This window comes from Agrobacterium sp. ICMP 6402 (assembly GCF_009498615.1).
Lineage (GTDB): Bacteria > Pseudomonadota > Alphaproteobacteria > Rhizobiales > Rhizobiaceae > Agrobacterium > Agrobacterium burrii.
On the sequence record NZ_QSNV01000002.1, the window covers coordinates 372,565 to 395,898 of the forward strand.

23 protein-coding genes are annotated in these 23,334 nt (G+C 60.1%); 11 read left to right on the forward strand and 12 right to left on the reverse strand.

Going from position 1 to position 23,334, the window contains the following annotated elements:
• Positions 1-137: 137 nt before the first annotated feature.
• The 3 genes from lysA to argH all read right to left on the reverse strand — a co-directional run bounded on the left by lysA (position 138) and on the right by argH (position 3,118).
• Positions 138-1,406: a diaminopimelate decarboxylase gene (gene lysA / locus DXT96_RS09910; protein ID WP_371418827.1), complete on the reverse strand. Its 1,269-nt coding sequence runs from the start codon at positions 1,404-1,406 to the stop codon at positions 138-140.
• A 13-nt stretch (positions 1,407-1,419) separates the two neighbouring features.
• The gene (locus DXT96_RS26940) at positions 1,420-1,623 is read right to left on the reverse strand and encodes a lipoprotein (RefSeq protein ID WP_194287615.1); all 204 of its coding nucleotides are present in this window, start codon (positions 1,621-1,623) and stop codon (positions 1,420-1,422) included.
• A 94-nt stretch (positions 1,624-1,717) separates the two neighbouring features.
• Positions 1,718-3,118: an argininosuccinate lyase gene (gene argH, locus DXT96_RS09920; RefSeq protein WP_153514479.1), complete on the reverse strand. Its 1,401-nt coding sequence runs from the start codon at positions 3,116-3,118 to the stop codon at positions 1,718-1,720.
• Between the two features lie 24 nt (positions 3,119-3,142).
• Here argH and DXT96_RS09925 point away from each other — a divergent pair, with 24 nt between their 5' ends.
• A complete protein-coding gene (locus DXT96_RS09925; protein ID WP_153514480.1) occupies positions 3,143-3,811 on the forward strand; it encodes a TlpA disulfide reductase family protein in 669 nt (222 codons plus the stop codon).
• 60 nt (positions 3,812-3,871) lie between these two features.
• Here the strand turns inward: DXT96_RS09925 and DXT96_RS09930 are convergent, their stop codons facing one another.
• From DXT96_RS09930 to DXT96_RS09960, 7 genes are all read right to left on the reverse strand, one after another.
• A complete protein-coding gene (locus DXT96_RS09930; protein WP_149899433.1) occupies positions 3,872-4,753 on the reverse strand; it encodes a 3-hydroxybutyryl-CoA dehydrogenase in 882 nt (293 codons plus the stop codon).
• A 115-nt stretch (positions 4,754-4,868) separates the two neighbouring features.
• A complete protein-coding gene (locus tag DXT96_RS09935; RefSeq protein ID WP_153514481.1) occupies positions 4,869-5,798 on the reverse strand; it encodes an electron transfer flavoprotein subunit alpha/FixB family protein in 930 nt (309 codons plus the stop codon).
• A gap of 25 nt (positions 5,799-5,823) precedes the next feature.
• Positions 5,824-6,570, reverse strand: a complete 747-nt coding sequence (locus tag DXT96_RS09940) for an electron transfer flavoprotein subunit beta/FixA family protein (RefSeq protein ID WP_149899431.1) — start codon at positions 6,568-6,570, stop codon at positions 5,824-5,826.
• Positions 6,571-6,753: 183 nt separating this feature from the next.
• Positions 6,754-7,527 (reverse strand): rhomboid family intramembrane serine protease, encoded by a 774-nt coding sequence (locus DXT96_RS09945; RefSeq protein ID WP_153514482.1) that lies wholly within the window; start codon positions 7,525-7,527, stop codon positions 6,754-6,756.
• A 25-nt stretch (positions 7,528-7,552) separates the two neighbouring features.
• The gene (locus DXT96_RS09950; RefSeq protein ID WP_153514483.1) at positions 7,553-8,131 is read right to left on the reverse strand and encodes a cob(I)yrinic acid a,c-diamide adenosyltransferase; all 579 of its coding nucleotides are present in this window, start codon (positions 8,129-8,131) and stop codon (positions 7,553-7,555) included.
• A 1-nt stretch (position 8,132) separates the two neighbouring features.
• Positions 8,133-8,330 (reverse strand): twin transmembrane helix small protein, encoded by a 198-nt coding sequence (locus DXT96_RS09955; RefSeq protein WP_046799819.1) that lies wholly within the window; start codon positions 8,328-8,330, stop codon positions 8,133-8,135.
• Positions 8,331-8,347: 17 nt separating this feature from the next.
• On the reverse strand, positions 8,348-9,181 hold the full coding sequence (locus tag DXT96_RS09960) for an SDR family oxidoreductase (protein WP_153514484.1): 834 nt from the start codon (positions 9,179-9,181) through the stop codon (positions 8,348-8,350).
• A gap of 180 nt (positions 9,182-9,361) precedes the next feature.
• Here DXT96_RS09960 and DXT96_RS09965 point away from each other — a divergent pair, with 180 nt between their 5' ends.
• Positions 9,362-10,279 (forward strand): YihY/virulence factor BrkB family protein, encoded by a 918-nt coding sequence (locus DXT96_RS09965; protein ID WP_149899427.1) that lies wholly within the window; start codon positions 9,362-9,364, stop codon positions 10,277-10,279.
• On the opposite strand, the gene gluQRS is transcribed toward DXT96_RS09965, so the two are convergent.
• Positions 10,247-11,146: a tRNA glutamyl-Q(34) synthetase GluQRS gene (gene gluQRS, locus DXT96_RS09970; RefSeq protein ID WP_153514485.1), complete on the reverse strand. Its 900-nt coding sequence runs from the start codon at positions 11,144-11,146 to the stop codon at positions 10,247-10,249. The two genes, DXT96_RS09965 and gluQRS, sit on opposite strands and share 33 nt — an antisense overlap.
• Before the next feature lie 46 nt (positions 11,147-11,192).
• Here gluQRS and DXT96_RS09975 point away from each other — a divergent pair, with 46 nt between their 5' ends.
• A complete protein-coding gene (locus tag DXT96_RS09975) occupies positions 11,193-11,849 on the forward strand; it encodes a DNA-3-methyladenine glycosylase (protein ID WP_174373800.1) in 657 nt (218 codons plus the stop codon).
• Positions 11,850-11,863: 14 nt separating this feature from the next.
• Here DXT96_RS09975 and DXT96_RS09980 read toward each other — a convergent pair whose 3' ends face one another.
• The gene (locus tag DXT96_RS09980) at positions 11,864-13,282 is read right to left on the reverse strand and encodes a short-chain fatty acyl-CoA regulator family protein (RefSeq protein ID WP_153514486.1); all 1,419 of its coding nucleotides are present in this window, start codon (positions 13,280-13,282) and stop codon (positions 11,864-11,866) included.
• 119 nt (positions 13,283-13,401) lie between these two features.
• On the opposite strand from DXT96_RS09980, the gene DXT96_RS09985 reads away from it, so the two are divergent.
• The 8 genes from DXT96_RS09985 (at position 13,402) to DXT96_RS10020 (ending at position 23,284) form a co-directional block, all read left to right on the forward strand.
• Positions 13,402-14,934 (forward strand): acyl-CoA carboxylase subunit beta, encoded by a 1,533-nt coding sequence (locus DXT96_RS09985; RefSeq protein ID WP_153514487.1) that lies wholly within the window; start codon positions 13,402-13,404, stop codon positions 14,932-14,934.
• Positions 14,935-15,036: 102 nt separating this feature from the next.
• Positions 15,037-15,933, forward strand: coding sequence for a glutathione-dependent disulfide-bond oxidoreductase (gene yghU, locus DXT96_RS09990; protein ID WP_153514488.1), 897 nt, complete (start codon positions 15,037-15,039; stop codon positions 15,931-15,933).
• A 100-nt stretch (positions 15,934-16,033) separates the two neighbouring features.
• Positions 16,034-16,411, forward strand: a complete 378-nt coding sequence (locus tag DXT96_RS09995) for a hypothetical protein (RefSeq protein WP_149899423.1) — start codon at positions 16,034-16,036, stop codon at positions 16,409-16,411.
• 39 nt (positions 16,412-16,450) lie between these two features.
• Positions 16,451-16,855, forward strand: a complete 405-nt coding sequence (locus tag DXT96_RS10000; protein ID WP_153514489.1) for a hypothetical protein — start codon at positions 16,451-16,453, stop codon at positions 16,853-16,855.
• A 4-nt stretch (positions 16,856-16,859) separates the two neighbouring features.
• On the forward strand, positions 16,860-18,863 hold the full coding sequence (locus tag DXT96_RS10005) for an acetyl/propionyl/methylcrotonyl-CoA carboxylase subunit alpha (RefSeq protein WP_153514490.1): 2,004 nt from the start codon (positions 16,860-16,862) through the stop codon (positions 18,861-18,863).
• Between the two features lie 133 nt (positions 18,864-18,996).
• Positions 18,997-21,138: a methylmalonyl-CoA mutase gene (gene scpA, locus DXT96_RS10010; protein WP_153514491.1), complete on the forward strand. Its 2,142-nt coding sequence runs from the start codon at positions 18,997-18,999 to the stop codon at positions 21,136-21,138.
• Positions 21,139-21,151: 13 nt separating this feature from the next.
• Positions 21,152-21,568 (forward strand): methylmalonyl-CoA epimerase, encoded by a 417-nt coding sequence (gene mce / locus DXT96_RS10015; RefSeq protein ID WP_153514492.1) that lies wholly within the window; start codon positions 21,152-21,154, stop codon positions 21,566-21,568.
• Between the two features lie 171 nt (positions 21,569-21,739).
• Entirely contained in the window at positions 21,740-23,284 is a 1,545-nt protein-coding gene (locus DXT96_RS10020; protein ID WP_153514493.1) for a glycerol-3-phosphate dehydrogenase, read from the forward strand.
• The last annotated feature ends 50 nt before the right edge of the window (positions 23,285-23,334 follow it).

Consider the following 23,334-nt stretch of genomic DNA (forward strand, 5'->3'; position numbering starts at 1 on the left):
TGAACGGCGAGCTGTTTGGATTACGAAAGGTAAGGATAACATTGTTTGTGGCGAAGACGAGGGCAGCTAGGCCCTCACCCCCATTTTTTAGGCAGCTTCGCTCAATTGTGATCGGCCAAACCGGATATGAAGCCGGTTCAGTCGAGCCAGGCCGGCACGGAATCGAGGGCGATCAGCTCTTCATAGGTGCCGCGCGGGCGGATGACGTGGAATTTGTCACCCTTGACAAGCACTTCCGGCACCAAGAGGCGCGAGTTGTAGGTACCTGCCTGCACCGCGCCATAGGCCCCGGCAGAGCTGACGGCGATCAGATCGCCCGGCTCAGGGGCCGCCATTTCACGGTCTAGCGCCAGATAGTCGCCGGTTTCGCAGACCGGGCCAACAATATCGGCCTTGATACGTGGCGCGTCCTCGGACGGCTGCACCACCGGGCGAATGCCGTGATAGGCTTCGTAAAGCGTCGGACGGATAAGATCGTTCATCGCGCCATCGACGATTACGAAAGTCTTGTCACCGCCATCCTTCACATAGATGACTTCCGTCACCAGAATGCCGGCATTGCCGACGATCAGGCGGCCCGGTTCGGTAATGATCTTGCAGTTGAGGCTTTTCAGCTCGTTCTTGACGATATGCGCATAGGCATCCGGCAGCGGCGGCGGATTGTTGTCCTCGCGATAGGGAATGCCGAGACCACCGCCAATATCGACGTGGCTGATCGCATGGCCGTCCCCGCGCAGCGCCTCGACGAGTTCGCGCAGCAGCCGGAAGGCATCCTCGAAAGGCTGTAATTCGGTGATCTGGCTGCCGATATGCATGTCGATGCCGGTGACTTGGATGCCGGGCAAAGTGGCTGCATGGGCGTAAACCGCCCGCGCCCGCTCATACGAAATGCCGAACTTGTTTTCCTTCTTGCCGGTGGAAATCTTGGCGTGGGTACCCGCATCCACATCCGGATTGATACGGAAGGAGACATGCGCTCGCTTGCCGGCTTTGACGGCGCGCAGGTTGAGGACTTCCAGTTCCGGCTCGGATTCGATATTGAAGCAATAAATGCCGGCATCCAGCGCGTAGTCCATTTCCGCGACCGTCTTGCCGACGCCGGAAAACATGATGCGGCTTGCCGGCACACCGGCGGCAAGCGCCCGGCGCAATTCACCGCCGGAGACCACGTCGATGCCGGCGCCGAGCTTTGCCAGCGTCTTCAGCACCGCCTGGTTGGAATTGGCCTTCATGGCGTAACAGACCATGGCGTCCACATCCGCGAAGGCGCCTGAGAACACCTTGTAGTGGCGCTCCAGCGTCGCAGTCGAATAGACATAGAATGGCGTGCCGACCGCCTTGGCGATCTCGGGCACGGGCACGTTTTCGGCGTGCAGCACGCCGTCGATATAGCCAAAATGGTTCACGGCTTTTTACCCGTCAGAGAAGCTTGTCGAGGATGAACGGTCGTTCCGCCGTTACCGGCTTCGTCTCCGTTTCGTCGGCATTGCGCTTGTTGCGCATTTCGACCGGCGTGCTCGGCGGATCAATGTCGCCCTTTCGCCCGCAGGCGCTGAGAACGAGGCTGACGGCGAGCGTCATGCCAATGGGAACGATGAGTTTGCGCGCGGTTTTTGAAAGCATGAGCCTGTCCAAAGGAAATATGTGCCTCTCTGATAACGAAAAACAGGGCGCTTGTGCACCCTGTTTCTTGTGATCGCAGCGTAACGTGAATTTATCAGTTGCGTCCACGCCACCAGGCAATCTGCTTCCTCACTTCCGAAGGAGCGGTGCCGCCAAAGCTTGTGCGGCTGGCGACCGATGCCTCGACCGAGAGAACGTCGAAAATACCGTTGGTGATGTCGGGGTGGATGGCCTGCAACTCCTCGAGCGAAAGATCGGCCAGATCACAGCCCTTCTTTTCCGCCAGCGCCACGGCATTGCCTGTCACATGGTGGGCATCGCGGAAGGGCAGGCCCGCCTCGCGCACCAGCCAGTCGGCCAGATCGGTGGCTGTGGAATAGCCCGAACCAGCCGCCGCACGCATGCGGTCTTTGCGCACTTCAAGGTCGCGGATCATGCCGGTCATGGCGGCAATCGCCAGTTCCAGGCTTTCTGCGGAGTCGAAAACCTGTTCTTTGTCTTCCTGCATGTCCTTGGAATAGGCGAGCGGCAGGCCCTTCATGACAGTCAGAAGGGCGACCAGCGAGCCGTTGATGCGGCCGGTCTTGGCGCGCACCAGTTCGGCGGCATCCGGGTTCTTCTTCTGCGGCATGATCGACGAGCCGGTGGAGAAGGCGTCCGACAGGCGGATGAAGCCGAATTGCGGCGTCGACCAGATGACGATCTCTTCGGCGAGACGCGACAGATGTGTGGCGCAGATCGAGGCGATCGACAGGAATTCCAGCGCGAAATCACGGTCGGACACGGTGTCGATGGAATTGCGGGTCGGTTCGCGGAAACCGAGCGCCTTTGCCGTCATGTGGCGGTCGATGGGATAGCCGGTGCCGGCAAGTGCTGCCGCACCGATCGGGCTTTCGTCCATATGCTCGATGGCGTGGCGCACGCGGGCGCGGTCACGGCCGAACATTTCCACATAGGCCATGCAATGGTGGCCAAAAGTGACGGGCTGAGCCGTCTGCAAATGGGTGAAGCCGGGCATCACGGTATCGGCGTTTTCTTCGGCGCGGTCAAGGAAGGCGGCGATGAGGGCGGTCAGCATGCCCTCCGTCTTCTGCAATTCTTCCTTGACCCAGAGGCGGAAATCGAGCGCCACCTGGTCGTTGCGCGAACGGGCGGTGTGCAGGCGGCCGGCGGCCGTACCGATGAGGGTGGCAAGCCGTGCTTCGATATTCATGTGAATATCTTCGAGCTTGCGCGAAAATTCGAAGGTGCCGGCTTCGATCTCTGACAGGATCGTGTTCAGCCCCTCGATGATCTTGTCTTTATCTTCCGTCGAAATAATGCCTTTAGATGCCAACATGCTGGCATGCGCCATAGAGCCGCGGATGTCCTGGGCGTAAAGCTTCTTGTCGAAGCCGATGGAGGCATTTATCTCTTCCATGATGGCTGATGGACCGGAAGCAAAACGTCCGCCCCACATCTGGTTGGAGGATTTCTGATCTGTGCCGTCAGCCATGTTCGCAGTGCCCTGGAGTATTCGATGACAGAAAAAAGGCCGTTCAGGCTTCCATCCGCCAAATTGGTTGCAATTGCTGCCGTTGCCGGTGTCGTGTTTGGCGCGGGCGCGGTCTGGTTCAGGCATATTGGGTCTGAGAGCCCGGTTCAAGGGGCAGCGGTCGCTGACGCCGGTTTATGTGAGGGTGCTGCAAACCGCATCGCCTCGCTGAAACCCTTTCTGAAGGGGCAGGTGGCCGCCATGTCCGCCGCGGACAGGCCGCGTGTCGTTCCGCTGTCCTTCAAGGGGCCAGAGGCACAGGATATGACGCTTGCCGATCTCAAGGGCAAGGCGGTCCTTCTCAATCTCTGGGCCACATGGTGTGTGCCGTGCCGGGAGGAGATGCCGGCGCTGAACGCGCTTGAGAAAGAAAAAGGCGGCAATGATTTCGAGGTGGTCACCGTCAATATCGACATCGGCGCGGACGAAAAGCCGAAAGCCTTCATGGACGAATACAAGATCGATGCGCTGAAGCCATATCGCGACAGTTCCATGGGTGTGTTCAACACGCTGAAAAAGGAAGGCCTCGCCTTCGGCCTGCCCGCGACCATGCTGCTCGACGAAAACGGCTGCCTGCTTGCGGCGATGAACGGTCCGGCCGCATGGGATAGCGAAGATGCCAAGGCGCTGGTATCGGCGGTGAAGGCCAGATAATTCGTAAAACGTGGCGGGAGGGGTTTCCCTCCCTCATCCAGCGTCCGGGGAGATGCCCGCTTAGCGCGTCGGAACCGGCGTCTCGCCGCGATAGTCGTAAAAACCGCGGCCGGATTTGCGGCCGAGCCAGCCGGCCTCGACATATTTGACCAGCAGCGGGCAGGGGCGGTATTTGCTGTCGGCCAGCCCGTCATGCAGCACCTGCATGATCGACAAACAGGTGTCGAGACCGATGAAATCGGCAAGCTGCAACGGTCCCATGGGGTGGTTGGCGCCAAGCCGCATGGCGGTATCGATGGCTTCCACCGAGCCGACGCCTTCATAAAGCGTATAGATCGCCTCGTTGATCATCGGCAGCAGGATGCGGTTGACGATGAAGGCCGGGAAATCTTCGGCGACGGTGATCGCCTTTTCCAGTGTCCGCACATAGTCCTTGGCCGCGTCGAAGGTCTTTTCGTTGGTGGCGATGCCGCGCACCAGTTCCACCAGCTTCATGACCGGCACCGGGTTCATGAAGTGGATGCCCATAAACTGTTCGGGACGGTCAGTCGCAGATGCTAGACGGGTGATGGAAAGCGACGAGGTATTCGTGGCGAGCAGCGCCTCCGGTTTCAGGACCGGGCAGACCTGCGCATAAATCTTTCGCTTGATCTCCTCGTTCTCGGTCGCGGCCTCGATGACGATATCCATCGGCGCGAGATCGTTGACATCAGTCGATCCGCTGATCAGCGCCAGCGCCTGCTTGCGGGCGTCGTCGGAGAGTTTGCCGTTGGTCACCTGGCGGGCGAGGTTACCGTTTATCGTGGCAAGCCCGGCTTCGATGCCATCCTTGGAGAGGTCGTAAATATGGACTTTGTAGCCCGCCAAGGCGGAAACATGCGCAATGCCGCACCCCATCTGACCGGCTCCGATGATACCGATATTCTTAAAGGGGGCGGTCATATGTAGTTCTCCTGTGTGGCTTGGTCTGCGTCATTGGCGGCGATGTTACGCATCTGGCCGGAAAAGAGAAGGCGGCGCGTTCAAAAAACGCGCCGCCTTGCCCAGTTGCTTAAAATCACAGTGCCTTTTCGAGCTCTGGCAGGGCCACGAACAGATCGGCGACGAGGCCGTAGTCGGCCACCTGGAAGATCGGCGCTTCCTCGTCCTTGTTGATGGCGACGATGACCTTCGAGTCCTTCATGCCGGCCAGATGCTGGATGGCGCCCGAAATGCCGGCGGCAATATAAAGCTGCGGCGCAACCACCTTGCCGGTCTGACCCACCTGCCAATCGTTCGGCGCATAACCGGCATCGACTGCCGCACGGCTCGCGCCAACGGCGGCCCCCAGCTTGTCGGCGACGGGCAGGATGACTTCCTTGAACTTTTCCGAGGAGCCAAGCGCGCGGCCGCCCGAGATAATGATCTTGGCAGAGGTCAGTTCCGGACGGTCGGACGAGGCCAGCGCATCGGAAACGAAGCTGGAAAGGCCGGGGTTCTCGGCCGCGCCGATGGTTTCAACCGCTGCCGAACCGCCTTCCGCTGCTGCGGCAAAGGCGGTTGGGCGCACGGTGATGACCTTTTTGACGTCAGTCGCCTGCACCGTCTGGATGGCGTTACCGGCATAGATCGGGCGCTTGAAGGTGTCAGCGGAGACCACCTCGATGATTTCCGAGACCTGCGCCACGTCGAGAAGCGCTGCCACACGCGGCAGCACGTTCTTGGCAGATGCGGTGGCAGGTGCGAGGATGACATCATAGGAAGGTGCAAGCGAGATGATCAGCGCCGCCAGCGGTTCTGCCAGCGAATTGGCATAGGAGGCGTCATCGGCGAGCAGCACCTTGGATACGCCCGACAGTTTCGCAGCCGCATCCGCAGCGCCCTTCGCGCCGGAGCCGGCGACCAGTACGTGGACGTCGCCGCCGATCTGGGTTGCTGCCGTCAGCGTCTTGCCCGTCAGGTCGGAAAGGGTTGCGTTGTCGTGTTCTGCCAGAAGAAGAATGGCCATAATATAATCTCCCTTTTCCGAAACCTTAGAGGACGCCGTCAGCTTTGAGCTTTTCGACCAGCTCGGCGACCGAGCCAACCTTGATGCCAGCCTTGCGGCCTGCCGGCTCCTCGGTCTTCAGCACCTTGAGGCGTGGCGAAACGTCGACGCCGAAATCGGCCGGAGCCTTTTTGTCGAGCGGCTTCTTCTTCGCCTTCATGATGTTCGGCAGCGAGGCATAACGCGGCTCGTTCAGGCGAAGATCGGTGGTGACAACGGCGGGAAGCTTCAGCTCCACGGTCTGCAGGCCGCCATCTACTTCACGCGTCACGGCAACCTTGCCGTCGGACGGCACAACCTTGGAGGCAAAGGTGCCCTGGCCCCAGCCGAGGAGGGCTGCCAGCATCTGGCCGGTCTGGTTCGAATCGTCGTCGATCGCCTGCTTGCCGACGATGACGAGACCGGGCTGTTCGGCCTCCGCCACGCCCTTCAGCAGCTTGGCGACGGCGAGCGGCTCCACCGCTTCGTCGGTCTCGATCAGGATGGCGCGGTCAGCGCCCATGGCAAGCGCCGTGCGCAGCGTTTCTTCCGCCTTGGCCGGGCCGATGGAAACGACCACAACCTCTTCGGCCTTGCCGGCCTCTTTCAAACGAAGCGCCTCTTCCACCGAGATTTCGTCGAACGGGTTCATCGACATCTTCACATTCGCAAGCTCAACGCCCGAACCATCCGATTTCACGCGGATTTTCACGTTGTAATCGACGACTCGTTTAACGGGGACAAGGATTTTCATCGGCGGCTTTCCTCAAACTCCTGTCCGCTTGGTGAATAGACCGCGCGGACCTCCAAAAACAGGTTGGCGACATGGATAAGCATTTTTCCCGCAAATACAACGGAGCAATGTTCATTATCACATGCACGTAAGGCATATCTTACGTTGACGTTCACGTAAATACTTCATCTCTTCGTCACGGGCTTATCCGCCCCCGTCATAGCCTCGTTCGATTTGCGACAACCCTGCCGTTTGCGACGGATTCTTGAACTGCGCCGCCCTTGGCGGAACAATGGTGCGGTCGAACAGCGGAACGCCCGGCCTGCGCATGAAAAGCACCATGACGGCACCTGCCAATATGCCGCCCACATGCGCGCCCCAGGAGACGTTTTCTTCCAGCCCGAGCGCCAGCATCAGGAACTGCTGGCCAATCCACAGCGCCAGCGGAATGAAGGCGGGTAGGGGCAACGGAATACGCATGAAGACCAGCACCCACACGCGCACCTTTGGATGCAGCAGGAAATACGCCGCGACGACACCGGAAACCGCACCCGACGCGCCGATCAACGGTCCCTCTGAGGTGGGGCCGACAAAACCGTGCAGCAGCGCACCGGCTATGGCGCAGACGAGATAAAAAATCAGGAAGCGGAAATGGCCGAGCGCGTCCTCGACATTGTCGCCGAAGACCCAGAGGAACAGCATGTTGCCGGCCAGATGCCAGAAATCGAGATGCAGGAACGCATAGGTGACGACGGTCAGATCATCAGGCACGACCTGCAGGGCCGGCTCAAGATAGGCGTAGTCGAACACCACGGCGGGAATGAAGCCGAGGCCGAGTGCGGCGGCATTGGCCTGCACGTCGCTGGCAAGCACGCCGGTAAACAGCCATACCAGCACATTGACCACGATCAGGCCGATCGTGACATATTGCACTCGGATATGTTTGAGGGAATTCGCATCGTGCAGCGGTATGAACATCGAATGCCCTTTGGTGGAACAGTTGTCAGCGGTTCTTGCCAGGAACCCATAAAATATCGGCCTTGCCCGTGTCATTGGCGAAACGGGCGGCCACGAACAGGAAGTCGGACAGGCGGTTGGCATATTTGATGGCCGCCGGGCTGACGATCTCGTTTTCGGTGACAGAAAGCGCCACCATCAGCCTTTCCGCCCGGCGGCAGATCGTGCGCGCCATATGCAGATTGGCCGCTGTCGCATTACCGCCCGGCAGCACGAAGGAAGTGAGCGGGTCAAGCGCGGCGTTGATTTCGTCGATTTCGTTTTCGAGCCGGGTAACCTGGCTTTCGACGATGCGCAGCGGCTCGTAGGACAGCGGCTCGCCATTATCGGGCGTGGCGAGATCTGCGCCAAGATCGAAGAGGTCGTTCTGGATGCGGAACAACATGGCATCAAGCTTTTCCAGCCCACCCGTGTGCAGCCGTACGACGCCTATGGCCGAATTGGTCTCGTCCACCGTGCCATAGGCCTCGACGCGCAGATCGTGCTTCAGGCGGCGCGGGCCGGAAACCAGCGCCGTCGTGCCCTTGTCTCCGGTGCGCGTGTAGATCTTGTTCAGCTTGACCATGTCAACGGCCGCCGCCGGTGAGCCAGAGTGTCAGCATGATCAGTACGATGGCGATGGCCTGCAACAGCAGGCGAAGCTGCATCAGCTTGTTGGAACGGTTGGCGTCCTGTCCCTTCAGCATATTGAAAAGGCCACGTATCAGCACGATGACGACAAGGCCCATGACGATAAGGGCCAAAACACTGGTGAAGCCGGACATTTAGGGGTTACTCCTCCTCAATCGAATCTGCGCAGCAGACGATAGAACAGTCCGGCAGGCAAGAGCCGTTTCAGCAACAGACCCTGTTTGGCTGGAACGGTGACGGGATAATGCGGTTTTGGTTTCGCGGCGGTCAGGGCGTGTTTCAGCACGGCATAAACGGCCTCGGGGCCAAGCTTGTGGCGGTTGACTGGGCCTGAGCCATCCATGCGCGCCAGCTGGCGTTTATATTCCACCGCATGGGCTGAATTTTCCAGATCGATCTTGTCCCTGACATGGGCAAGCGCCGTCGCCGTGAATTTCGAGGCGATCGGACCGGGTTCGATCAGGCTCACATGGATGCCACTGCCCTGAAGTTCCATGCGCAGGGTCACGCCCAGCCCCTCGATCGCGAATTTCGAGGCGGTGTAGGCGCCACGATACCGATAGGGTACGAGGCCGAGAATGGAGGAGCAATGCACGATACGGCCTGAACCACGTTTGCGCATGAAGGGAATGACCCGCCGTGTGAGATCGTGCCAGCCGAAGACATTGGTTTCGAACTGCGCCCGCAGCGCCTCCACCGGCAGATCTTCCACCGCACCGGGCTGGCCATAGGCGCCGTTGTTGAACAGGGCGTCGATGCGGCCGCCGGTCCGGGCTGCGACGGTATCCACCAGCGCGGCAATGGTCTCGGGTTTGGTGTAGTCCATGATCAGGGTTTCGATACCCTGATTTTCAAGCGCGGCCATGTCGACGATGCGGCGCACGGTGGCAAAGACCCGCCAGCCGTCCCGCTGGAGTGCGCCGGCGCAATAAGAGCCGATGCCCGAGGAACATCCGGTGATGATGATGACGGGTTTTTCAGACATCTGCCGCTCCGGGAAGCCGAATGGTGTTCTGGCCCGATGGTCCGGCCCGCGAAAATTGAATTGCGCAAAATTCGTGCTCCGGCGGGAACCGAAAGACGGGTTTGCGCGCTGTACAAAGCAAAGCTGATTTCCCATATTCGGCTCGAAGTTACAAATGAAATGCCGATGAATGGAGGTGACATGGTTGCCGCAGTGCGCCTGGCAGGCAAGGTTGCCTTCGATGCCTATTCCCATTTCGCCGAGGACGACGGCTGGGCGATGGCGAGCCATATGGCGCTCTCCATTCTGCTCGCGCTTTTCCCGTTCCTGATCTTCGGCACGGCTCTGGCCGGTTTTCTGGGGGCCGACCAGTTTTCCGAAACCGCGGTACATCTGATTTTCGATACCTGGCCGGAGGCGATTGCCGGGCCGCTGGCGGCACAGGTGCAGCAGGTGCTCACCATTCCGCGCGGCGGGCTGCTGACGATCTCGGTGCTGGCCGCCGCCTATTTCGCCTCCAACGGCGTCGAGGCGCTGAGAATTTCGCTGAACCGCGCCTATCGCGTCACCGAAACGCGCTGGTGGTACATCACTCGCCTGCTCAGCCTGCTTTATGTGCTGATTGCGGTGGTGGTCTTCACCGGCATCAGCATCGTGCTCGTTGCCGTGCCGGTCGCCACCTCCTTTGCCGAACAGCGGTTTCCGTGGTTGACGGATATACTGAACACAGTCTCCAATCTCGGCCTTTACGGCACCATCGTCGTGCTGACGGCGGGGCTGGTGGCGGCGCATCTGTGGCTTCCGGCCGGCAAGCGGCGCATCTGGGATGTCTGGCCGGGTATCCTGCTGACGATGATCTTCTGGGTCATCGGTGCGGCGATCTTTGCCTATTATCTCTCCACCTTTGCCAATTATGCGGCCACCTATGCGGGTCTCGCCTCTGTCATGGTGGTTCTGGTGTTTCTTTATATGGTCGGCGTCATCTTCATGCTCGGTGCGGAGGTCAATGCCGCGCTCATGAAATACAAGGTGCGGCAGATCATCCGCCGCAATATCGGCAGCAACGGTGCTCGCCGTGAGCGGGCGTTAGAGGAGGCCGACAAGCCGGCGGATATCTGAGGGTGCCGCCCCTTCCGCGCGAAGGGCGGAAAGCCCGGTGCTACCTTCACTTTTTGAAAGCTTGCGCCCGTCCGCGCCGAGGATCAGCCGGTGATGATGATAGGTGGGTTGCGGCAGGTCCAGCAGGTGCTGCAGCAGCCGGTGGATGGCGGTTGAGTGGAAAAGGTCCGTGCCGCGCACCACGTGGGTGATGCCCTGCAGCGCATCATCTACCACAACGGAAAGATGATAGCTCGAGGGCGCGTCGGAACGCGACAGCACGACATCGCCCCACCTCGCTGGCAGGGCCTCGACTTGCCCCGTCTCGCCATCGCCGCTCTCCTGCCAGAACAGGGGGTTATCGGCGGCGCGGATCGCCTTTTTCATGTCAAGCCGCCAGGCATGCTGCCGACCGGAGGCAAGCAGCGCTGCCCGTTCCGTCTCAGGCCTTTCGCGGTCCACGGATGGATAAAGCGGTGCGCCATCCGGATCGCGAGGCCAGAGCCTGCCATCGGCCTCGAAGGCCCTGACGATCGCTCTGGTTTCTCCACGGCTCAGAAAGGCAGGGTAGGCAAGACCCGCCTCGATCAGTCTGTCCAGCGCCACCCGATACGCATCGAAATGGTCCGATTGACGCCTGACAGGTTTTTCCCAGCCCAGCTCCAGCCAGCCGAGATCATCATAGATCGCCTGCTCCAGTTCCGGCGTGCAGCGCGTCTGGTCGATATCCTCGATACGCAGCAGAAAGCGGCCGCCATTGTCCCGCGCCATATCATGGTTCAGGAAGGCGGAAAGCGCATGGCCGAGATGCAGCAGGCCGTTGGGGCTTGGCGCAAAGCGGTAAACCGGTTTTTGACGGAGAGGCGAAGGCATGGTTTCTTCTGCCATGTTTTAAAGCACCCCGCTAGCCGGCTGCGGGCAGGGCGGATACGGAATGACGAAGATGAAAATCATTACCAGAATGGATGATATCAACGAAGGGCTGGAGCATCTGGCTCGCCTCGATCCTGCGCTCGGCCTCGTCATCGAAAAAGCCGGCCCGCTGGAACTGCGCATTCATGAGCCCGGCTTTGCCGGCCTTGCCCATATCATCGTCTCGCAGATGGTGTCACGCGCCAGCGCCAATGCCATCTGGGCGCGTATCCTTGCCGGCACCGACGGGGTGGTCACGGCGGAAAATTATCTGGCCGCACCGGAGGAGCTGCGCGCCACTTTCGGCCTTTCCCGTGCCAAGGCGACGACGCTGGAAGGGCTGGCGCGTGCCGTCACGGAAGCGCAGATCGATCTGGACGGCGTAGTGCGCAAGGAGCCGGGAGCTGCCCTTTCCGAGCTGGTCGCGCTTCGTGGTATCGGCCCATGGACGGCAGAAGTCTATCTGATGTTCTGCGGCGGGCATCCGGATATCTTTCCGGTGGGGGATGTGGCGCTGAGATCGGCAGTGGCGCATGCGCTTGATCTGGAAGTGAGGCCGGAAGCGAAATGGCTGGCGGAGCGGGCGACACTCTGGTCGCCGTGGCGCTCCGTCGCTGCCCGGCTTTTCTGGGGCTATTATGCCAACATCATGCGCCGCGCCATGGTGCCGCTGCCATGAGCGGGCTTTGAAGGCTAAAAATCTACGATGCTATAAGGCAATGCGCCGCGCGAAAGGTGGTCGAATTGCAGTTTGCGTTTCAGCGGCGGTACGGCGCGCTGCACGCAATCCACCCTTTCGCAGACCCGACACGAAATACCGATGGGTTTGAAGGAGCCTGAATTGCCAAGATCGAGCGTATCGGCATAAACGAAATTCTGCGCGTGGGAAATTTCGCAGCCGAGTGCAATCGCATAACGCGGCCTCTCGGTATTGAAACCGGCGCCGGCCTTCTCGATCTGGGTGGCAATGGAAAGATAGCGCACGCCGTCAGGCGTTTCCGCCAGCTGCCGCACGATCCTGTCGGAACTTTCGAAAGCCTGATGGATATTCCACAGCGGACAGGCCGCACCGAACCGGGCAAATTGCAGCCGTGTGGCGCTGTGGCGTTTGGTGATGTTGCCGGCCCGGTCGATCTTGGCGAAAAAGATCGGCACGCCTTTCATGCCCGGCCGTTGCAGCGTGCTGAGCCTGTGCGCCACCTGTTCGAGGCTCGCGCCGAAACGCACCGCCAGAAGCTCGAGATCATGGCGAAGCTCCTGCGCCGCCCGGTGGAATGGGCCATAGGGCAGGATGAGGGCTGCGGCGAAATAATTGTGCAGCCCGATACGACAGATTTCGGCCGCTTCCGTATTGCGGAAACCGGCGCCGGCCAGCAGCCTGTCTATCGAAGCGCTGGCGTGAAGCTGGGCTATCTGCAGCGCCAGCTGAAAGCTGCGGGTCGGCGCTGCCATGTAGGAGCTGAGCGCGAGCGTTTTGCCGGCAGGATCGAAATGCCGGATCAGACCGCCTGCCGCCTCCGTTCTTGTGATGTGGATGCCGTAACGGCCACGCAGATGCGCCGCGAGAATGCCGTAGGTCTCGCCGCCTTCTATCTCCAGTTCCTCCGCCAGCTGCTCGGCCAGAAGATCGATCTCGGCGACGTAATTGTCGACGAAGTGGAAGAAGTCACGAACCTCCTCATAGGGTGTTCTCTCCACCTGTGCGGTTCCGCGACCCAGCCGGTCATCCAGTTGCACCAGCTGCTCGCTGTTCTGGCGATAGGCCTGATGGGCGCGTAGCAGCGCGTGGGCAAAACCCGGCGCGTTCTGGGCAATCAGCTTCAACTCCTGAAGCCTCGGTTCATAATTCATGAATAATGGGTCTTTTAGCGCCTCGCGCACGGCGGAAACCAGCCGGTCGTTTTCGCCGGTCGCCAGTTCCGCCATGTCCAGCTGGAATTTCTCCACCAGCGTCACCAGAACGCTGGCCGAAACCGGGCGCTGGTTGTTCTCGATCTGGTTCAGGTAACTTGCGGAGATGCCCAGCCGTTCGGCAAATTGTGCCTGCGTGGCGCGGGCATTTTCGCGAAGGCCGCGAACCTTGCGGCCGATGAAGAGTTTTTCCGTCGCCATGTTGCAACTTTGCAAAATTTAATATTGCAAATATTTATGGCACGCATACGCGCACGATCAAGGCTTCTGGACGACTATTTTCTGGGCTATGGATCGTAATAACAACGCATGGAGGAAACATGCCCGGCATTCTGGAGCAGTTGGAAACGCGGCGGGAAGAGGCGCGGCTCGGCGGTGGCGTCAAGCGCATCGAGGCGCAGCATGCCAAGGGCAAGCTGACGGCGCGCGAGCGCATCGACGTGCTTTTGGATGAGGGCTCCTTCGAAGAATACGACATGTATGTCACCCACCGGGCGGTGGATTTCGGCATGGCGGGCCAGAAGATCGCCGGCGACGGCGTCGTTACCGGCTGGGGCACCATCAATGGCCGGCAGGTCTATGTGTTTTCCCAGGATTTCACCGTGCTTGGCGGTTCGCTCTCGGAAACCCACGCCCAGAAGATCTGCAAGATCATGGATATGGCGGTCAGGAACGGTGCGCCGGTGATTGGACTTAACGACAGCGGCGGCGCGCGCATTCAGGAGGGTGTCGCCTCGCTTGGCGGTTATGCCGACGTCTTCAAGCGCAATGTCGTCGCCTCCGGCGTCGTGCCGCAAATCTCCGTTATCATGGGGCCATGTGCCGGTGGTGCGGTTTATTCGCCTGCCATGACCGATTTCATCTTCATGGTGCGCGACACCTCTTACATGTTCGTCACCGGGCCGGATGTGGTGAAGACGGTGACGAACGAAATCGTCACGGCCGAAGAGCTGGGCGGGGCCTCCACCCATACGAAAAAATCCTCCGTCGCAGACGGCGCTTACGAAAATGACATCGAAACGCTGGAACATGTGCGGCTGCTGTTCGATTTCCTGCCGCTGAACAACCGCGAAAAACCGCCGGTCCGCCCGTTGCATGACGATCCGGCGCGGCTGGAAGCGCGGCTCGATACGCTGATCCCCGACAGTTCCAACAAGCCCTATGACATGAAGGAACTGATCCACGCGCTTGCCGATGAGGGGGATTTCTTCGAGTTGCAGGAAGCCTTTGCCCGCAACATCATCACCGGCTTCATTCGTCTCGAAGGCCAGACGGTGGGGGTTGTCGCCAACCAGCCGATGGTGCTGGCCGGTTGCCTCGATATCGACAGCTCGCGCAAGGCCGCCCGTTTCGTGCGCTTCTGCGATGCCTTCAACATTCCGCTGTTGACGCTCGTGGATGTGCCGGGCTTCCTGCCGGGTACGGCGCAGGAATATGGCGGCGTCATCAAGCACGGCGCGAAACTTCTCTTCGCCTATTCGGAGGCGACGGTGCCGATGGTGACGCTGATTACGCGCAAGGCCTATGGCGGCGCTTATGACGTGATGGCTTCGAAACATATCGGTGCGGATGTGAATTACGCCTGGCCGACGGCGGAAATCGCGGTCATGGGCGCCAAGGGTGCGGCGGAAATCCTCTATCGTTCGGAGCTTGCCGATCCCGAGAAGATCGCCGCGCGCACGAAGGAATATGAGGAGCGTTTCGCCAATCCCTTCGTGGCGGCGGAGCGTGGTTTCATCGATGAGGTGATCATGCCGCATTCCTCGCGCCGCCGCATCGCCCGCGCCTTCGCCTCCTTGCGGGGTAAGAACGTCGAAACCCGCTGGAAGAAACACGATACTATTCCGCTCTGATCCGCTGCGGGGCTGGAAAAATGCTTCGGCCACCTTACTATAATGATGTTCAGGCGCCCGGATTTTCGGATGCCCTCCCGAAACGCACAAGGACTGATTTTTATGGCCGAAAATTCTTCCGCAGATAATTTCCCCGCCGGATATGAAGTGCCCAAGGTCTGGATCTGGGACAAGGGCAATGGCGGCCAGTTCGCCAGTATCAACCGTCCGATTGCCGGTCCCACCCATGAAAAGGAACTGCCGGTCGGCAAACATCCGTTGCAGCTTTATTCGCTGGCGACGCCGAATGGCCAGAAGGTTTCCATCATGCTGGAAGAATTGCTGGCCGCCGGTCACAAGGGCGCCGAATATGATGCATGGCTGATCAAGATCGGCGAAGGCGACCAGTTCGGTTCCGGTTTTGTCGGCGTCAACCCGAATTCCAAAATCCCGGCGCTGATGGATCATTCGACATCAGAGCCGACGCGGGTTTTCGAAAGCGGTTCGATCCTCGTTTATCTCGCGGAAAAATTCGGCGCTTTCCTGCCCAAAGAGGGCAATGCCCGCACGCAGGCGCTGAACTGGCTTTTCTGGCAGATGGGCTCCGCCCCCTTCCTCGGCGGCGGTTTCGGGCATTTCTACGCCTATGCGCCGGTGAAGATCAAATACGCCATCGACCGTTACGCCATGGAAGTGAAACGCCAGCTGGACGTGCTGGACCGGCATCTGACTGAAAACCGTTATCTGGCCGGTGACGAATACACGATTGCCGACATGGCCGTCTGGCCGTGGTATGGCAAGATCGCTCTCGGTCAGGCCTATGGCGATGCCGGTGCTTTCCTTGAAGCAGACGGCTATAAGAACGTCATGCGCTGGACGCTTGAAATCGGCGAACGCCCGGCGGTAAAACGCGGCGTGATCGTCAACAAGACCTCGGGCGATCCGTCCGAACAACTGCATGAACGCCACGATGCCTCCGACTTCGAGACGAAGACGCAGGACAAAATCGGCAAGGCATAACGAAAAGACTGGAGCGCTTCTGGTTTTACTGAAACCCTGGAAGCGCTCTCATTATTTGAATTTACGCATTTTACTGGAAATGCTTCTGGAAGGACTAGAGATGGCGAACCTGCCCGAAATGACCAAACACAAGGGGTTTCCCTCCGGCATGCCAAGCACGGGCGTCCAGTTCACCATCCGCCGCGCCAACCCCAAAGGGGTAACGCCTGTCAAGATGATACCCCGCCGGGCGCGCGACGACTCCAAGGAACACCGCATCGACGCCGCTTTCCTGCATTCGCTCTGGCACCATTTCGGTCCGGAACCGTTCGAGCGCGGCAATCTCGACGCTGCCCGCCTCAGCCTGCTGTTCGGCCGTGAGGTCTTGCCAGCGGAGAAGAATTTCGATCCGTTGTCCTATCAGGCGATGCTTGTCATCGACGAACGCGTCGCCCGGCAGAATTTCCCGGAATCGTTTGAGAATTTCTTCGAGATTTGAGGGCGGACGGCGGCGTTTGTCGCGAGGGGGAGGAGGAGCATGATTGTCGACATATTCTATATGGACTTGCATCGGCTGCATCGCTGGCTGCGGCAGCAGCGGCGTCTTCCTGGCTCCGGTAAGGCATCCGGCAACCGTAACCTGAAACCCAGGCTGACACCGGAGGCCGCGCGGCAGGATCATCGGCAGATGCTGCGCTTCATGGCGTTCAATGCGGCGGTTGGTGTTTTGATCGGTATCTGCGTCGGTGCGGCACTGATCTTTCTCGATATTGGCGGTTTGGGCGCGCGGATCGGCCGTGCCGCAAATCCTGTCGTGCCCGTGCTGCTGGTCGTCGTGCCCATTGCGTCGCTGTTCGGTGCCGCGGCCGCTGCCTCGGCGATCTTGCTGATGCCCTATGAGAAAAAATTTCGCGACGATGATGATGATGCGAGGGGAGAATAACCGCATGATAAAGAAAATCCTCATCGCCAATCGCGGCGAGATCGCCTGCCGGGTGATCAAGACGGCTAAGAAAATGGGCATTGCCACCGTCGCAGTCTATTCTGATGCGGATGCCAATGCGCTGCATGTGAGACAAGCGGATGAAGCCGTTCATATCGGCCCGGCCCCCTCGTCGCAGTCCTATATCGTCATCGACAAAATCCTGGAGGCAATCGCAAAGACCGGGGCGGATGCGGTACATCCGGGTTACGGGTTCCTGTCGGAAAATGCCGCCTTTGCCGAGGCGCTCGAGAAGGCGGGCGTCATTTTCATCGGCCCGCCCGTCGGCGCCATCAAGGCGATGGGCGACAAGATCACTTCGAAAAAACTCGCCGCGGAAGCGGGTGTTTCCACCGTTCCCGGCCATATGGGGCTGATCGGCGATGCCGAAGAGGCGGTGAAGATTGCGTCACAGATCGGTTATCCTGTCATGATCAAGGCCTCTGCCGGCGGTGGTGGCAAGGGCATGCGCATCGCCTTTAACGACGCCGAAGCACGCGAGGGTTTCCAGTCCTCGAAGAACGAGGCGAAATCCTCTTTTGGCGATGATCGCATCTTCATCGAGAAATTCGTCACCCAGCCGCGCCATATCGAGATACAGGTGCTGGGCGACCGGTACGGCAACATTCTTTATCTCGGTGAGCGCGAATGCTCGATCCAGCGCCGCAACCAGAAGGTCATCGAGGAAGCGCCGTCGCCATTTCTGGATGAGGCGACACGAAAAGCCATGGGCGAAGAGGCCGTCGCGCTGGCAAGAGCCGTCGGCTACCATTCAGCCGGAACGGTGGAATTCATCGTTGATGGCAACCGTAATTTCTATTTTCTGGAAATGAACACCCGCCTGCAGGTGGAGCATCCGGTCACGGAACTCGTCACCGGCATTGATCTGGTCGAGCAGATGATCCGTGTCGCGTCTGGTGAAAAGCTGTCCTTCGGGCAGGCGGATGTGAAGCTGAACGGCTGGGCGATAGAAAGCCGGCTTTATGCCGAAGACCCCTATCGCAACTTCCTGCCCTCCATCGGCCGTTTGACGCGGTATCGCCCGCCGCAGGAAGGCAAGCAGGAAAACGGCACCGTCATCCGCAACGATACCGGCGTTTTCGAAGGCGGGGAGATATCGATGTATTACGATCCGATGATCGCCAAGCTGTGCAGCTGGGGCAAGGACCGCGAAACGGCAATCGACGCCATGGGAGAGGCGCTGGACCTTTTCGAGGTGGAGGGTATCGGCCACAACCTGCCGTTCCTGTCGGCCGTCATGCAGCATGAGCGTTTTCGCGCCGGGCGCCTGACGACGGGCTTTATCGCGGAAGAATTTCCGGAAGGCTTTTCCGGCGTCGAACCGGATGAGGTTTCAGCGCGTAAACTTTCCGCCATTGCGGCCATTATTCAGCAGCGGTTGCAGAACCGCGCGGTGGAAATTTCCGGCACCATCGGCAATCATCGCCGCATTGTCGGTCAGGACTGGGTCGTGTCGTTTGACGCTTCCCGTCACCGGGTCGGCGTTGAAACCGGCGCAGATGGCACGGCGATCCGTTTTGAGGACGGCACAGCGTTGACGGTCGACACCGGCTGGCTTCCCGGCCAGAGACTCGGGCTGTTCACGGTGGCGGGCGAGGTGATCGCCGCCAAGGTCGATCTTGCCGGCGCCGCGATCCGCCTTCGCTGGCGGGGCATGAATGTTGTTGCCCGCGTGCGCAGCCCACGCGTGGCGGAACTGGCGCTGCTGATGCCGGAAAAACTGCCGCCGGATACTTCGAAACTGCTGCTCTGCCCCATGCCGGGCGTCATCACCGGCATCACGGTGAGCGAAGGCGACGAGGTGGAGGCCGGTCAGGCGCTGGCAACGGTGGAGGCCATGAAGATGGAAAACATCCTGCGTGCGGAAAAACGCGGCCGCGTCGCGAAGGTTTCGGCGAAGCCGGGCGATAGCCTTGCTGTGGATGAGGTGATCCTCGAATTCGAGTGATGGCCGCTGCCGTTTTTCCGGAACGGATGCGGGCCGGAGCGGTTTACGAGGTCGGACCTGCGGGCGGATCGTTCGATTTTTGTCACGATCGCCCGTCACAGTGCTAAAATGAAATGCAGAAGGGGAGAGATGCATGTCGGGTGAAAAAACGGTGCGGGATTGGCTGCAGCTTGCCGAAAAGGAGCTGAAGCGGTCACCGGAAACACTCGTCTGGCACACGCCTGAAGGCATCGAGGTAAAGCCGCTCTATACGGCCGACGATCTGCATCAGGTTTCCCATCTCGAAAGCCTGCCGGGCTTTGCGCCGTTCACGCGCGGCCCGCGTGCCACCATGTATGCCGGGCGGCCCTGGACCATCCGTCAATATGCCGGTTTTTCCACGGCGGAAGCCTCGAACGCTTTTTACCGCAAGGCGCTCGCCGCCGGCCAGCAGGGCGTTTCCGTGGCTTTCGATCTCGCCACCCATCGTGGTTACGATAGCGACCATCCGCGGGTGGAAGGCGATGTCGGCAAGGCCGGCGTGGCGATTGACAGCGTCGAGGACATGAAAATCCTGTTCGACGGCATCCCGCTCGAAAAAGTCTCGGTATCGATGACCATGAATGGCGCGGTTATTCCGGTGCTTGCCAATTTCATCGTCGCTGGTGAAGAACAGGGCGTTTCCCGCGAAAAACTTTCCGGCACCATCCAGAACGATATCCTCAAGGAGTTCATGGTCCGCAATACCTATATCTATCCGCCCGAACCTTCGATGCGCATCATCGCCGATATCATCGAATATACCGCGAAAGAGATGCCTAAATTCAACTCCATCTCGATCTCCGGCTATCACATGCAGGAGGCGGGCGCGACGCTGGTGCAGGAGCTTGCCTTCACGCTGGCGGATGGCCGGGAATATGTGCGAGCCGCGCTTGCGAAAGGGCTGAATGTCGATGATTTCGCCGGTCGCCTGTCGTTCTTTTTCGCCATCGGCATGAATTTCTTCATGGAAGCGGCGAAGCTCCGCGCCGCCCGCTTCCTGTGGTCGCGCATTATGGAAGAGTTCAAGCCGCAAAAGGCCTCGTCGCTGATGCTGCGCACCCATTGCCAGACCTCCGGCGTGTCCTTGCAGGAGCAGGATCCCTATAACAACATCGTCCGCACCGCCTTTGAGGCCATGTCCGCCGTGCTTGGTGGCACGCAGTCGCTGCACACCAATTCCTTCGATGAAGCGATTGCCCTGCCGACTGAGTTTTCTGCCCGCATCGCCCGCAATACCCAGCTTATCCTCCAGCATGAAACCGGCGTCACAAAAGTCGTCGATCCGCTGGCCGGCTCCTATTACGTCGAAAGCCTAACCGATGAGCTGGCGCAAAAGGCCTGGGCGCTGATCGAGGAAGTCGAGGCGCTTGGGGGCATGACCAAGGCCGTGACGGAGGGGCTGCCGAAACGGCTGATCGAGGAGGCTGCAACACGCCGACAGGCGGCGGTGGACAAAGGCGAAGAGGTCATCGTCGGGGTCAACCGCTACCGGCTGGAGACGGAAGAGGATATTGATGTCCTCGATATCGACAACGCCGCCGTGCGCGCCGCGCAAATCCGCCGGCTTGAGGACACCAAACGCCGCCGGGATGGCGGGGATGTTTCCAAGGCGCTGGCCGCACTGTCCGAGGTCGCGCGCAGCGGTAAAGGTAATATTCTCGAAGCCGCCGTCATTGCCGCCCGCGCCCGCGCCACGGTCGGCGAGATTTCCGATGCGCTGCGCCTGGCCTTCGGCGATCACGCCGCCGTGCCGGAGGTAGTGAGCGATATTTACGGCGAGGCCTATAAAGACGAGCCGGAGCTGGCTACGCTCGCCGCCCGACTTTCCGGCGTTGCGGAAAGGATCGGCACCAAACCGCGCATCATGGTCGCCAAGCTTGGGCAGGACGGGCATGATCGCGGTGCGAAGGTCATCGCCTCCGCCTTCGGTGATATCGGTTTCGACGTGCTGGCGGGGCCGCTGTTTCAGACACCCACTGAGGCGGCCGATCTTGCCGTTAAAAGCAAAGTGCATGTGGTCGGCATGTCGTCGCTTGCCGCCGGGCACAAGACCCTTGCGCCGCAGCTGGTCGAGGCACTGAAACAGAAGGGTGCGGGCGATATCGTCGTCGTCGTCGGCGGCGTCATTCCGCGGCAGGATTACCAATTCCTGCTCGACCACGGGGTTTCGGCAATCTTCGGACCGGGCACCAATGTCATGGATGCCGCCAACAAGGTTCTCGACCTGCTCGAAGGCATCCGGCGCAACGCGTGAGGGAAAGACACCCATGTTCGGAAGATTGAACCACGTCGCCATCGCGGTGCCGGATCTGGATGCCGCCATTGCCCGTTACCGGACGCTGGGCGCAGAGGTCTCGGAGCCGCAATCCCTGCCCGAACATGGCGTAACCGTGGTGTTCATTCAGGCTGACAACACCAAGATCGAACTCCTTCATCCGCTCGGGGAAAATTCGCCCATAACCCCCTTCCTCGACAGGAACCCGGCTGGCGGCACGCATCATCTGTGCTTCGAGGTGCCTGATATTCTGGCAGTGCGCGACGATCTCGTCAAAAAAGGCATCCGTGTTCTGGGCGATGGCGAGCCGAAGATCGGCGCGCATGGCAATCCCGTTCTTTTCCTGCATCCGAAGGACATGGGCGGCGTGCTCTATGAGCTTGAGCAGGTTACCCCGACACACGGCTGAAACACAGAGCACCTAAGACGCTGGCCATGCGGTGAACGGTGAGCAGCCGCCGACCGCTTTTGCCAAAACGTGTTTCGTTTGTTTTCTTTTGACATTCGTTTTGTTTTCGTTTTTATGGCAATTGTCTTTCAACGATGGGGATACGATCCCCTGCGCTGTCGTGGAGGCTCTATGTCCGGCGAGACCATTTTCGATCTTTTTGTCATCGGTGGCGGCATCAATGGCTGCGGCATTGCCCGCGATGCGGTGGGCAGGGGTTATTCCGTGGCGCTTGCGGAAAAGGGCGATTTTGCCTCCGGCACGTCTTCGGCTGCCACCAAGCTCATTCACGGCGGTCTGCGTTATCTCGAGCATTACGAGTTTCGTCTGGTGCGCGAATCCCTGATGGAGCGGGAAATCCTTTGGGCCATGGCGCCGCATGTCATCTGGCCGATGCGCTTCGTTCTGCCCATCCAGAAGGGTGGCGTACGTCCGGCTTGGATGGTCCGGCTCGGCCTGTTTCTTTATGACAATCTCGGCGGCCGCAAGCTCCTGCCAGCGACCCGCACGCTCGATCTACGGCAAGACCCGGCAGGCAAGCCATTGAAACCGGTTTTCGCCAAGGCTTTCGAATATTCCGACGGTTGGGTCGACGATGCCCGTTTCGTGGTCCTGAACGCCCGCGACGCGGCGGATCGTGGCGCCACGATCATGAACCGCATGCGGGTCGTCTCCGCAAAACGTGAAGGCGGCCTCTGGCTCATCGAGACGCTGGACGAAAAAACCGGACATTCCGCCACACACCGGTCGCGCATGCTGGTCAATGCCGCCGGCCCATGGGTGGACACTGTGCTGTCCGGCGTCTTTGGCCGTAACGATGTCCACAATGTCCGCCTCGTGCAGGGCAGCCACATCATTGTGCGCAAGAAGTTCTCCGATCCGCGCGCCTATTTCTTCCAGAACCCGGACAACCGCATCATCTTCGCCATTCCCTATGAGCGGGATTTCACGCTGATAGGCACAACGGACCGTGATTATCAGGGCGACCCCGCCAAGGTTCGCATCTCGGAGGAAGAGATTTCCTATCTCTGCAATGCGGCAAGCGACTATTTCAGCGAAGCGGTAAAGGCGGAAGACATCGTCTGGACCTATTCGGGCGTGCGGCCGCTCTTCGATGACGGCGCCTCGAAAGCGCAGGAAGCCACACGCGACTATGTGCTGAAGGTGGAAGAAGGCGAAGGCGAAGCGCCGCTTCTCAATATTTTCGGCGGCAAGTTGACCACCTATCGGCGGCTGGCGGAACATGCGCTGGAAAAGATCGGCACGGCAATCGGCGAGAAGGGCAAGCCGTGGACGGCTGGCTCCCATCTGCCCGGCGGCGATTTCAGTGTGGAGCGCTATGATGCTCAGGTGAGAGGGCTGATCGACCGCTATTCCTTTCTTGACCGCCGCCATGCGGAACGCCTCGTCAGAAATTACGGCACCAGGGCGGCGGATCTGCTCGGTCCGGTCACCGATGTGTCCGGTCTCGGCCGCCATTTCGGCGGCACGCTTTACGAATGCGAGGTTCGCTTTCTGGTACAGCAGGAATGGGCCTGCACGGCCGAGGATATTCTCTGGCGGCGCACGAAGCAGGGCCTGTTGCTCAGCAAGGAACAGGCGGCCGGTCTGGATGAATTCGTCCGGCTTTTGACGGGCGCCGAGGAAGAAACGGCAGCGGTGGCGGAGCGGGCCTGAGCCTTCAGCAATTGCCCGTCAGTTCCCCGAATGTCTCGCCGGCTTCGGGG